This is a genomic window from Chryseobacterium sp. 22458, assembly GCF_052044975.1.
In the GTDB taxonomy this organism is placed as follows: domain Bacteria; phylum Bacteroidota; class Bacteroidia; order Flavobacteriales; family Weeksellaceae; genus Chryseobacterium.
In genome coordinates, this window is the sequence record NZ_JBQEOA010000002.1 from 291383 (window position 1) to 303924 (window position 12542).

14 protein-coding genes are annotated in these 12542 nt (G+C 35.4%); 3 read left to right on the forward strand and 11 right to left on the reverse strand.

The window, feature by feature from the left end:
* Nucleotides 1-2 precede the first annotated feature (2 nt).
* The 6 genes from ACTJJF_RS08685 to ACTJJF_RS08710 form a co-directional block, all read right to left on the reverse strand.
* Nucleotides 3-1439 carry an MBOAT family O-acyltransferase gene (locus ACTJJF_RS08685; protein ID WP_440699390.1) on the reverse strand — a complete coding sequence of 479 codons (1437 nt, stop codon included), beginning with the start codon at nucleotides 1437-1439 and terminating at the stop codon, nucleotides 3-5.
* Nucleotides 1440-1519: 80 nt separating this feature from the next.
* Nucleotides 1520-2065: a hypothetical protein gene (locus ACTJJF_RS08690; protein WP_440699391.1), complete on the reverse strand. Its 546-nt coding sequence runs from the start codon at nucleotides 2063-2065 to the stop codon at nucleotides 1520-1522.
* A 133-nt stretch (nucleotides 2066-2198) separates the two neighbouring features.
* A complete protein-coding gene (locus tag ACTJJF_RS08695) occupies nucleotides 2199-2993 on the reverse strand; it encodes a hypothetical protein (RefSeq protein ID WP_440699392.1) in 795 nt (264 codons plus the stop codon).
* A gap of 117 nt (nucleotides 2994-3110) precedes the next feature.
* On the reverse strand, nucleotides 3111-3605 hold the full coding sequence (locus ACTJJF_RS08700; RefSeq protein WP_440699393.1) for a hypothetical protein: 495 nt from the start codon (nucleotides 3603-3605) through the stop codon (nucleotides 3111-3113).
* A 127-nt stretch (nucleotides 3606-3732) separates the two neighbouring features.
* On the reverse strand, nucleotides 3733-4665 hold the full coding sequence (locus tag ACTJJF_RS08705; RefSeq protein ID WP_312298595.1) for a Kelch repeat-containing protein: 933 nt from the start codon (nucleotides 4663-4665) through the stop codon (nucleotides 3733-3735).
* 283 nt (nucleotides 4666-4948) lie between these two features.
* On the reverse strand, nucleotides 4949-5356 hold the full coding sequence (locus ACTJJF_RS08710) for an XRE family transcriptional regulator (protein WP_440699394.1): 408 nt from the start codon (nucleotides 5354-5356) through the stop codon (nucleotides 4949-4951).
* Between the two features lie 798 nt (nucleotides 5357-6154).
* Here ACTJJF_RS08710 and ACTJJF_RS08715 point away from each other — a divergent pair.
* From ACTJJF_RS08715 to ACTJJF_RS08725, 3 genes are all read left to right on the forward strand, one after another.
* Complete coding sequence (locus ACTJJF_RS08715) at nucleotides 6155-6379, forward strand: hypothetical protein (protein ID WP_440699395.1); 225 nt, start codon at nucleotides 6155-6157, stop codon at nucleotides 6377-6379.
* 73 nt (nucleotides 6380-6452) lie between these two features.
* Nucleotides 6453-6743: a helix-turn-helix domain-containing protein gene (locus ACTJJF_RS08720; protein WP_209787048.1), complete on the forward strand. Its 291-nt coding sequence runs from the start codon at nucleotides 6453-6455 to the stop codon at nucleotides 6741-6743.
* A complete protein-coding gene (locus ACTJJF_RS08725; protein WP_440699396.1) occupies nucleotides 6724-7578 on the forward strand; it encodes a reverse transcriptase family protein in 855 nt (284 codons plus the stop codon). Before ACTJJF_RS08720 ends, ACTJJF_RS08725 begins: the two co-directional genes overlap by 20 nt.
* Before the next feature lie 130 nt (nucleotides 7579-7708).
* Here the strand turns inward: ACTJJF_RS08725 and groL are convergent, their stop codons facing one another.
* The 5 genes from groL to ACTJJF_RS08750 form a co-directional block, all read right to left on the reverse strand.
* Entirely contained in the window at nucleotides 7709-9334 is a 1626-nt protein-coding gene (gene groL / locus ACTJJF_RS08730) for a chaperonin GroEL (protein WP_440699397.1), read from the reverse strand.
* 112 nt (nucleotides 9335-9446) lie between these two features.
* Nucleotides 9447-9725: a co-chaperone GroES gene (locus ACTJJF_RS08735; RefSeq protein ID WP_034696138.1), complete on the reverse strand. Its 279-nt coding sequence runs from the start codon at nucleotides 9723-9725 to the stop codon at nucleotides 9447-9449.
* A 756-nt stretch (nucleotides 9726-10481) separates the two neighbouring features.
* On the reverse strand, nucleotides 10482-10619 hold the full coding sequence (locus ACTJJF_RS08740) for a hypothetical protein (RefSeq protein WP_440699398.1): 138 nt from the start codon (nucleotides 10617-10619) through the stop codon (nucleotides 10482-10484).
* 158 nt (nucleotides 10620-10777) lie between these two features.
* A complete protein-coding gene (locus ACTJJF_RS08745; protein ID WP_440699399.1) occupies nucleotides 10778-11500 on the reverse strand; it encodes a DUF3108 domain-containing protein in 723 nt (240 codons plus the stop codon).
* A gap of 146 nt (nucleotides 11501-11646) precedes the next feature.
* Nucleotides 11647-12537, reverse strand: coding sequence for a hypothetical protein (locus ACTJJF_RS08750; protein ID WP_440699400.1), 891 nt, complete (start codon nucleotides 12535-12537; stop codon nucleotides 11647-11649).
* Nucleotides 12538-12542: the final 5 nt, after the last annotated feature.

Genomic DNA, 12542 nt, shown 5'->3' on the forward strand with positions numbered 1-12542 from the left:
GATTAAAACTGAAAATAAATAAACTGTTGATCTTTGCCTGCAAACCAGAATATGGCAATGATAATGGCATAATACATGGCATACCTTAATGGGCTTTTCCATTTCAATCCCAGTTTTGCAATAGCGTACTGCTGTTCTCTTCCTAACCATTCAATAACCATAAAGATCACTATAAGAAGCATAAGAAGGCGTGGTGTAATGGTTGGAATGGAAAAAAGAGATCTGGAAAATATCCCCGAAATATAGGAAAATGCGTGTGTTATATTTTCGGCTCTGAAAAATATCCACGCCAATACAGCCAGGGTAAACGTCAATATCATTTGAAAGAATTCTTTTACGGTAGGCAGTATATTTCCCTGTGCCACTGTTTCCAGGTTATTACGGTTGGTTTTCATGATAATGGATGGCATAATGAAGAGCGCATTCAAAGCTCCCCAAACAATAAAAGTCCAGTTGGCACCGTGCCAGAAACCACTTACAATAAAAATAATAAAGGTATTACGGATACGCATCCAGTTTCCGCCTTTGCTGCCGCCTAATGGAATGTATAAATAATCTTTGAACCATGAGGAGAGCGAAATATGCCAGCGTCTCCAAAACTCTGCGATATCCCTTGAAAAATAAGGAAATGCAAAATTTCTTAACAAATCTATTCCAAAAAGTCTTGCCGTTCCTATAGCAATATCAGAATATCCGGAAAAATCTCCATAAATCTGAAAGGCAAAAAATACAGCGCCTAATGCCAGAGTACTTCCGGACTGATCGGCAGAATTATTGAAAATCTGATTGGCAAATTCAGCACAATTATCAGCAATCACTATTTTCTTGAAAAGTCCCCAAAGTATTTGCCGTAAGCCGTCAACAGCTTGTGTGTAATTGAAAGTCCGTCTTTTTTTGATCTGAGGTAACAAATGGGTTGCTCTTTCAATGGGGCCGGCAACAAGTAAGGGAAAGAAGCTCACAAAAACAGCATAGTCAACAAAGTTACTTTCTGCTTTGATTCGCCCTTTGTAAATATCTATCACATACGAAAGCCCGTGGAACGTATAAAATGAAATACCCACCGGAAGAATTACCTGTAAAGTCCATGGGTTTACCTGCAGACCTACGTGAGAGATCGCTTCAGCAAAAGATTGTGCAAAGAAGTTATAATATTTGAATACCCCGAGAAATCCAAGGTTTATTGTGATGCTTAGCCAAAACCAGAACCGTTTTCCTTTCTGATTTTCTGCATTCTGCATTTTAAGACCAGTAAAATAATCTAAAAGGGTAGAAAACATCAGCAGAAATAAAAAACGCCAGTCCCAGCAGGCGTAGAAATAATAGCTTGCAAGAAGTAATAATATATTCTGAAGTCTGAGGTTTTTGTTTGTGACCAACCAATACAGCAGAAATACTATGGGTAAAAATATGGCAAAGCCTATTGAGTTGAAAAGCATCTTTTATTCTGTCAGTTTTTTGAGTTGTGTTTAGATTGTTTGATGGATGGGCAGTTAAAAAATGGTAAGGATATCCAAATTTAATTTTTCAAATAAGTCTGTTCAAGAAGTTCAACAGATTCCGCTTCAGTCAATGGTGGCGTTTTATCTGAATTATTGGTTAAGTTGAGTGAAATCAGATTGTTATTTCTGACAGCATATAATAAGTAGGAAGTGAAGTCTTTATTATTATATTGAGGACTGTTTTTAATAACTATTTTCCAGATAATGTATTTTTTTTCTTCGTTTCGTTTTATTTCAGCAACTTCAGCTTTTACTCCCTTTGAAGAAGCCCAGTAATCAGCTTCCCAGGCGTAAAATTTATTCAGTAATTCCTGGTCTGTTAAACCTTCTTTATAAAATTCAAAATTTTCCGGCTTTCTTACTGAAATCCGCATGCTTATCTTTTCACTTTTATTGGTTAAGTGAAACTGTCCTGATTCTTTAAGCTGGTTTCTGTATTCCCATTTTCCGGGAATTTCAAATAATTCGCCATTGATCTGGAAAGGCGTTTTCTTTTGTGCAAAAGAAAGGATTGAAACCAGTAAAAAAAGTAAGATTGAAAAAAGTTTAAAGTTTTGTTTCATTTGATGATAATGTTTAATAGCGAATTGTGATCTCCCACAATGTCCAAATGTACGTAATGCAGTTCTATAAACGATATATTGTTTTTGCTGCTGAAATGTTTTTTCTTAGACAGGTTATTGATACGTCTGATTATTATGTTTTAAATATACTTTTAATTTCGTCCTGCAACTTGAATATATCCATAACGATATATAAGCCAACGGATTTCTCAAGGTGTTGATGAGGTGGTTTTTGTTCTACACAGGCACTGATCAGCTTTATCTGGTTGGCAAGATCCGGCAGAAATTTCATTCCACTGACTGAAAAATGCGATATGCGTTCTGTTCCGTCATTATAAACCCGTCCTTTTGCATTGAGCTTTTCAAGTTCTTGTATTGTTGGTACTTTGTCAAATACCCCATTATAAAACTCAATAACCGGACTTTCATTTACGCCCGTCAATCTATGAATGTATGCAGCATAAAACCTGTTGCCTAACTGAATGGAAACTACATCTTTTTCTCTGTAAAATGTAATGTTTTCAGGAATTGAAGGCTTGCGTTTGAGCGGGACAGGCAGAGAACTGATGATCTTTTTTATCTCTTCCGATTTTCTAAAGAAGTCGTCACTCAATACAACAGCTTCGTTTAATTTGTCAATAGCTTTTAATGCTTCTGCAGTCAGATCTTTGTCAGCAAAACCGTATTTATGCAGATGAATGCACAGGGCAAGTATTGTGATCAGCCTGTAATGGTCAGTAACGGTATTTTTATCAGCATTTAAAACGCAGTTCCAACGGAGCATGAGTTTAGGGAAGATATATTCAAACTGGCTGTTATGATCTTTTTCAAAACACATTGCGTAATAAGTAAGCCGTGCTACATCTTCATCTATTGATTTAACCAGATATTTTGAAGAAAGCTTGTCAAGAATTTGTTGATGGGTCATAGGTTTCCTGTGTTTTTTTGATTCAACGAATTTAAAATAATATTCGTTACGGAAAATTATATTTGTAAAGATGGTGGCTTTCCTGTCACAGACAAACTGCACTGCTTGCAGAAATATTTATACTTCCAATATTTTGGTTCCGGTATTTTCATACCTTGTTTTTAAGGTTTGAATTTCCGCTTCGAACGCCTTATATATGTCCTCAATTTCTCCGGGATAAAAATGAAGCCAGCGACTATGATCTCTATATGCTTTCTGCCCTTCAGCCAATTTTTTTTTCCTTTTGGATTCGTTCGGTATCAAAATTTTGTTGATGGTTAATTGATGCGGCTTCAGCATTTCAGAGAGGGTATCAAATTCAGGAATACTTAATCCGGTATTGCAAATTAAAATATGGTCTTCCGAATGAATGATTTTTTCAGACAGGTATTCAAGTTTTTTCTGGTCAGAATCTACTGATGAACGATAATTATATTTTTCAAGGATGTCAGAACAATTGACAATTTTAAAACCTTTAAATTCAGAAATGTTTATATCCGCTTTAGGGACCTGTAAAGTCAAAATTATATGTATGTTCTTTTTGTCTAACAGGTATTTTCTTATAAAGTTCATAATCTGTTTTTATAATGGTTCCGGGGTTTTATTCAGGAAGTTTTCGTTCTGTCTTAAAAACATCTGGCTGGTTATATTTCCTCATTTGTTATTAAAGTAATCAAGATGTTCGGTAATGACTTTACATCTATGGAGATAACGGTATATTCAGATTTATTGATAATTCATTAAGATCTGCAACTTGTGTACTTCCGATAGAAGAGGAGGGAAGGGAGGTTGTGTTCCCGCCCATGATGTAGAGTTTATTGTCATATACTTCCGCTGCTGCGTGCCTCCGGGGAAGCATATTGGACGATATCTGACGGAATTGGTTGGTTACCGTATCAAAATAAGCCAGAAAAGACTGATTGTCATAATCACCTACAATAAAAATCTTATTATCGGCTACGGCTAATGAATGGCCGGATACCCCAACAGGCATTTTATACTGATGGGTCCAGCGGTTTGTGCTAAGGTCGAAGACATCTATCAGGTTGGAAGAGGTACCATTGAAACCGCCGATCACATAAAGCTTATTATTTACAATTTTGCCTTTTGTTTCTTTGGGAGTGGGCATATCCGGTAATGGGTTCCAGGTATCCGAAGCAATATCATAATATTGAAACTGATCAGAATATATAGGAGCTCCGTTTAATCCGCTGCCGCCAAACACATATATTTTACCATTGTGTATGGCAGATCCGGAACTTCCTGCATAATTAGGATTAAAAGCTCCATTTGTTATGGTATTGGTAGCAAGGTCTACAATTTCAAGATGACAGTTTCCTAAGCCGTTAAAAATATAGATCTTATTGTTGTAAGCTTCCGAGCTGGCAAATCTTTTGGAACTAAGGGTAGTATTGAAAACACTCCACTGGTTATGGGTAATATTATATTTTTCAACAGAACGGTCATCTCCCTTTTCCGTATAGCCATTGCTTATATAAATGTTGTCATTCACTATTACACTTGCTGCTGCACCTCTGCCGGCAGTCATCTTGGCGAGCTTTTGAAAATGGAGCGTCTGTGCATGAGCCAGCAATGAGCAGAAAAATGAAAGGAGAAATAATTTTGTTTTCATGGGTGTTGAGTTTTAATTGCCTTCTGTAAGCATCGTGAAATTGTTCATGGTAAATATACACAGATGATTTTGAACCAGGAATGAATACAACTTTGTTTTTCATCAAAATGAGTCCTCCGGAAGTCATAAGCGCATATGTTTGTTATAAAACGGGTACTCCGGAAGTTAAAAACAGCCTTGTTTGTAAGCTCCGGAGTTCTCGGGAAGTCTTAAACAAGTTGCGGGAGACAAAACAGCATCCTGTTTTGTCTCCCGCAATATGGTTTGTAAAAAAATGACAGTTTTATTTCTGAATCAGCTGCTCCAGTCTGGCCATCATCTCATCTTTTTCTTTCAGCATTCTTTCGTACAGCGCAATCTTTTCTTCGTGTAGTTGCAAAACTTTATCTATAGGATGGAATGAAGGATTATAATTGATCCCATTAAGTATAGCACCATTATCAAATGTATTCGCAATAATATTGATAGCCTGTTCATCATCCATATTCTCAATAGCTTCCACAGGAACTTTCAGAATCTGGGAAATCCTTTCTAAAATATCCTCGTCTACAGCCTCTTTCTGTTCCAAAAGCGAAATCTTCTTCTGGTTCCAGTCTTCACCAAGATCAAAAGCCAAAGCCTCCTGCTTAATGCCCAACATCTCCCGAAAACGCTTGATATTTCTCCCCTGATGTATTTTTTTGTTTTGCATATTTGTGTACGTTATAGAAACAAATATAAGTAAAAGTTGGGGGATAGGAAATGGGGGAGTGGGGGTATTTTATCTTGTGATAAAAGAGTTATATTGTTGTTTGATACGAAGCCTTTTGTTTATGGTACGAGCATGATGCTCGCACTAGCGGGGAAATATAAAATTGATGAGTAAATCCTAGCGAAAGCTGGGATTTATTATTTCTAAGAAAATATTCCGCTCTCCTAAATCTAATGGTTCAAAGTATATTTTTATTGGAATTTTAATAGTTTAAAGCTGGATGATATACAGAACGGTATGAGCAGCATTGGATACTGATTTTGTAAATTTTAAGTATTGATTATCAGTTTTTTGTGTTTTTTTAAAAATATATGTTTAAATTATATTAACTGTGAGTAATTTTTTTATATATTTGTAGCAGAAGTTCTTTGAAAATGTTTTTAAAGTTAGTAACTGAATAGAGTTTATTTTTATTTAATGCAAATTAAATACCTCACAATTGAGGCTTTTCAGACCAAACCTTTTCACCCTCTCAACCCTCTGTAACAATAATCAGGGAATAGGCTTATCAATTATTTGATTATTAACCCCTAGGTTAACCCATTTGATAATCGGATAAGATTTAATGAGAATTAGGTAGAAATGATTTTAGTTTGATTTATGCTTTCATCTATTTTATGGGAGCAGGGAAGTTAAAGAGTGCATAGAGAACATTGCTTACGTATTCAGTTATTGGCTATATATTGTTAAAAATTAGCAGGGAGCAATAGTGCCCCAATAATTTTAAAAATGAATATTATGTCTAGATTAAAAAGACTTAAAAGCATTGATGGTTTGATCGAAAATTTACAAACTATCATTTCACAGAGCCAGTGTTCTCTTTCGGAGGTTGAATTGAATTTGTTAAACGAGGCTATTGCCAAGTTAACAATGTTAAGAGGCAAAAAAGGTTTAACTGATAAGCATTATCAGATTGAAATATCTGATATTTTAGAGTTAATCTATAATTTTTTAACAAAATAATTTAATATTATGAATTCAATACAAATATTTATTAATCTTCGACACTTCTTTAAACTTTTTTAATATATTGATTATGGATTTAGGTACTACAATACGGAATATCAGAAAACAAAGAGGGCAGACTCAAAAGGAGTTTGCTACTTCTTGTGGTATTACACAAACTTATTTATCTCAAATCGAATCAAATTCTAAGGAACCCAATCTATCAAAACTAAAAGAAATTAGTAGCTGTTTAGATATACCTTTACCTATTTTATTTTTTCTTTCATTAAGCAATGAAGATGTTAAACCAGAAAAACGTGATGCTTTTAATCTAATCAATCCATCAGTTAAATCTCTGGTAAATGAATTCTTCAAAGTCTAAAATTTATTTACACTTTCCTTCTATAGTAAGGATCCCGGAAAGAGAGCTTAAAGAATTAATAGTTTTTTTGGATAACTATTATGCCGAATGGGAAATCATTAAAAATGATAAAGCTACTGGACTTCCAAAAACTTATAAAGACGGAACTGTTAAAAAAAGATATATTAGGCCATCTTTTTTTAAATTAAAAGCTTTACAAATTAGTATAAAAAATAATATTCTTGAGAAAATTCCACTTCCAAGTAATGTTCATGGTGGAGTAAAAAAAAGGAATAATATCACTAATGCTAAAAAGCATCAAGGAAAGAAATATGTTCTTACAACGGATTTACAAGAATTTTTCCCTTCTGTTAAACCTCCTATGGTATATCAAACATTTATAGATTTAGGATTTAATAAACAATTTGCATTTTATATTACAAGATTTGTTACTTGGAAAGGAGAGTTACCACAAGGGACACCGACTAGTACACATATTGCAAATATTGTGTTTCTTAAAATTGACAATCAATTAATATCATTTTGCGAACAACATGATATTACCTATACAAGATTCGTTGATGATTTAACTTTTTCTTCTCAACAAGATTTTCAACATGTTATTTCTGATATTTTAGAGATTGTAAAAAGTTGTGGTTTTAGGCTAAGTATGAGAAAAACTAAATACTCTGGTAACCAAACTATTACTGGAGTAAAGGTTTTCAACCATAAAATTGATGCTCCTGAGAAAATTATTGAAAAAATTGAGATAGAGAAACAACTTCCAGATGAAATGCCAAAATATTTAACACGATATAGAGAACAAATATTAAAAACTAATAGAAAACGTTCTTAATAATACTTTAAATAGTATACTCTTCGAGTATAAAGTACCTTAATTTTCTATTTTCCAACAATTTATAAATATAAAACCGCCCTACAAAAGCAGAGCGGTTAGTATATTAATTTGCCTCGGTCGCTGACCGTTACATCATTCCCGGCATTCCACCACCCATTGGCATAGCTGGTTCAGCGCTCTTTACTTCAGTGATAACACATTCAGTTGTAAGAAGCATTCCAGATACAGAAGCTGCGTTTTCAAGGGCAACTCTTGTTACTTTAGTTGGGTCGATGATTCCTGCTTCAAGCATGTGAACATACTCGTCAGTTTTCGCATTGTATCCGAAGTCTCCAGAACCTTCTGCTACTTTAGCAACGATTACAGAACCTTCACCACCTGCGTTAGCAACGATTTGTCTTAATGGCTCTTCGATTGCTCTCTTAACGATTTTGATACCTGTGTTTTCGTCAGCGTTAGCGCCAGAAAGTTCGTTTAGTGAAGAGATTGCTCTTACTAAAGCAACACCACCACCTGCAACAATACCTTCTTCTACAGCAGCTCTTGTAGCGTGTAGCGCATCATCTACTCTGTCTTTTTTCTCTTTCATTTCTACTTCAGAAGCAGCTCCTACGTAAAGTACAGCAACACCGCCAGCTAACTTAGCTAATCTTTCCTGAAGTTTTTCTCTGTCATAGTCAGAAGTTGTAGTTTCCATCTGAGCTTTGATCTGAGCGACTCTTCCTTTGATTTTCGCTTCATCACCACCACCGTTTACAACAGTTGTGTTGTCTTTGTCAATCGTTACTTTCTCAGCAGTTCCAAGCATATCTAAAGAGATGTTTTCCATTGTGAAACCTTGCTCTTCAGAGATCACCTGTCCACCTGTAAGGATAGCGATATCTTCTAACATTGCTTTTCTTCTGTCTCCGAATCCAGGAGCTTTTACAGCAGCAATTTTAAGAGAACCTCTTAGTTTGTTGACTACCAAAGTAGCTAAAGCTTCACCTTCAACTTCTTCAGAGATAATCAATAGAGACTTACCACCTTGTGCAATTGGCTCAAGAACCGGTAGTAATTCTTTCATTGAAGAGATTTTCTTCTCTACTAAAAGGATATATGGGTTTTCTAGTTCAGCTAACATTTTCTCAGGGTTAGTCACGAAGTAAGGTGACTGGTAACCTCTGTCGAACTGCATACCTTCCACAACATCTACTGTTGTATCAGTACCTTTAGCTTCTTCTACAGTGATTACTCCTTCTTTACCTACTTTTCCGAAAGCTTCAGCGATTAGAGAACCGATAGTATCGTCGTTGTTAGCTGAGATAGAAGCAACCTGCTTGATTTTTTCTGAAGAATCTCCAACCTCCTGAGATTGAGATTTTAGGTTAGCCACAACCTGAGTTACAGCTTTGTCGATCCCTCTTTTAAGATCCATTGGGTTAGCACCTGCAGCTACGTTCTTAAGACCTTCTCTTACGATAGCCTGTGCCAATACAGTAGCGGTAGTAGTACCGTCTCCTGCGATATCATTGGTTTTGGAAGCCACTTCTTTTACCATTTGCGCTCCCATGTTTTCTACCTTATCTTCAAGTTCGATTTCTTTTGCTACAGAAACACCGTCCTTAGTTACGTGTGGAGCACCGAAAGATTTTTCAATTACCACATTTCTTCCTTTAGGACCTAAAGTTACTTTTACTGCATTAGCCAATGCATCTACTCCTCTCTTTAGAGCGTCTCTTGATTCAATATCGAATTTTATTTCTTTTGCCATTTTTGATTAGATATTAGATGTTAGATGTCAGATAATAGACAACTAACGAAGTTTTTTTAATTTGTTTTTTTTTAAAATTAAATCTGAAATCTGATGTCTGTAATCTGAAATCTTACCCAATAATTCCTAATAGATCAGCTTCTCTTACGATTAAATAATCTTTTCCTTCAAGCTTCAATTCAGCTCCTGAATATTTTCCATAAAGAACTTTGTCACCTACCTGAACTGTTGTAGGCTCATCTTTCTTACCGGGACCTACTGCCACTACAGTACCTTCTTGCGGCTTTTCCTTTGCAGTATCCGGGATAATGATTCCTGAAGCTGTTTTAGTTTCTGCTGCGATTGGCTCTACCAGAACTCTGTCTGCCAATGGTTTAAAGTTTACTGACATAATATATTTATTTTTTAATTATTTCTGTCTTGTAATTCTCTAAATGTATGCCATGAGACATTGATGGATGAAATGGCAGAATTTTATTTCCGAATGTGAAAATTTGGCAGAAAAATGAAAAACAGAAAGCCGGAAATTTTCCGGCTTTTATTTAAGGTGTTTAATTTTTATGGGTCCTGTTTTTATGGACAATGTTGCCCCGGTCCGATCCAAAGAATACATTGTCCTTTGTAATTGTATTCACAGCAATAACGACCTGCTGCTCCGCCGTTGATTGATTTCTGAGCATCTCTGCTTAATAATTTAGCATTTTTCATAGTTAATAAGATTGAATTTGTACAACTCCTGAATGTTTAAAGTCAATCAGGTTTTTTGACATTTGGTGTTTAATAGAATATCAAAGATAAACATTTTTCCTTTATATGTGATATATTTTAATTTCTTTTTTTTTGAAAATAATCATTTGGTTATCAGTGGTTAATGGAAAGATCAGTCACAAATTTGAACATCGTTTTTTATCAATTAAAAAAAGCTTACATCTGAAAATGATAAAGCCGGAAACTTCCGGCTTTGATTCTTAAATAGGTTAGTGGCTGGTTATGGACAATACTGTCCGGGTCCTATCCACAAAGTACAGTTTCCGTACCTATCTTTTTCACAACATTTAATTCTTGCTGCAATGCTCCCTCCTGTGATTGATTTCTGAGCATTTCTGTTGAGTAACTTAGCATTTTTCATAGGTAGTAATGTTTAATGTTATGGACAGAATTGCCCCGGACCGATCCACCGGATACATTTCATATTGTCATCATAATCACAACAAACAAGCCTTGCAGCAGATCCTCCATTAATGGAATTCTGAGCGTTTCTGCTTAATGGTTTAGCATTTTTCATAAATGATATTTTTAGGTTTGTGAATTTTAAATAGTTATCATCAGACAAGTTCAGATAACAGTGCTATTTTATTATTTCAAATGTAATGCTTTTTAAACCAGTTTGTTATGTTGATTATAGACGGCAGCGTGATGTTTGTACTGTAGCAAGGGTGTTTTTTAGAGAATGGGTTCCAGAGACATTCTTCTTCCTTTCATATCCATATCCTGTTTCACAATTTTCCTTGTGTGTAGATCGATGTAGTAAGTTGTATACGAAGATTGATCTGAGATATCATCAGTTGTTTTTACTGCCCATACCGGTTTTCCTTTAAATTCGGATTTCGTTGTTTCCAGAATGTATGCTTTCATCATTCCCTTTTTGGCCGCATTGGGATTATAATCAAAAATAGAGATCTCTGCCGTATAGTTTTCTTTTAAAGGGAGGAATCTTATCAGCGTATTATAGCTGCTGCTGTCAAAATAATGACTGGCCGGAAGATCTACCTTATCTTTCTTACCGGATTTTTTATCCAGATAATACCCGGTTACCTTGTCTTTGCCGGATCTCAGGACCATATCCCGCATCATATTGTAAGAAGAATGATAAGCAGGTAGGAAGTTAGCGGTTTTTACCAGGGTAGAATCTGTCCATTGGGAATCCGGTGCCTGTTTTAATTTTACAGTAGTTTTGATGAGCAGATCTGTTTTGTTTAATTTTTTGAGCTCGGTGATAATACTTCCCATCTCTATCTTGGAGCCTGCATTTTCAGAATACCAGATCGCTTCGGAAGTTTCATCTTTTATTAATCCGGGGTCAATACCGGAGTTTTCCGGAGTAAGTAGTTTTTGAGAAAAAATATGAACACTACTTAGCAGTAAAAGGAAAAGAATTGTTCTCATGATCTTTTTTTATTAATAAGTAGTACACTCCAGTTGAAAAGTTACAACCTTTTGATTTTTAACACTTTTCTCCTGGTTTTTAGGTATTGGTCAGCCCTTTTCTATGAAAAAAAGTTTACCATATTGGTAAACTTTTAAGTCTGATCTTACTGACAGCTTTGTTTGTAATCATCAATGAGCTTTCTGTACATTTTGGTGTACAGCTCAGTTTTATAATGCATATTGATTTTTGCAGCTTCAGCGCCTTTTTTTCCTTTAATCAGCTCTTTTCTTTCGGTTTCAGACGCTTTTTTATTTTCTTTAAAGGTTTTATTGGAGAAATAATCGTTTTTTCTCGCTTCATCTACCTTTTTGAGAAATTCGGGACAATCAGCTCCTACAATTTCATAAGCTTTATAAAACTTTTTATAGAGCGCTTTCATATTAAATAAAGCCAAAGGACTCAGTGAGCTGTAATCTACCGGAGCAACTGCAACGGTCTGGTCCGGCTTGCTAAGGTAAATCATGACATAGGTCAACTGGCAGCTGTCTTCATTTCCGTCAAACCCGGCGGCAAAACTACTTCCATAGCTGGCTTTGCACATCATGTTTCTATAGCCGTAAAGGTTAATAGGACCTTTTTCCATCAATGGAAGCATCAGTACTCTTCCTTGCGATTCCATTTCCAGATCATTATTGATTTCCTTTACAATCCGTTTATCCAGTTGAAAAATCTCATGAGTGTCCTCATTAGTATAAATAAGGCTTTTAATATCAGAAACCGGAATCAATTGTATGTTTGTATCCTCTTTTGCAGATTTAAATTTCACTTCTTTTCTGTCCAGGTGAGCACTTTTCTCACTGTTGCCTCCAATAAACTGGAAAGTAGCCACATCAGGGAGCATAAAATCCTGGGCAAATCCTTTTTTAGTACTTCCATCCTCCATAAGGATTTCAATAGGGAGGAAATCTCTTTTGCCCGTATAAAATTGCAGGGATTGGGCAAACAAAGTAGAGGCTGTTGCAAAGAACAGCAATAATGCAGTAAGTTTTTTCATGGTTA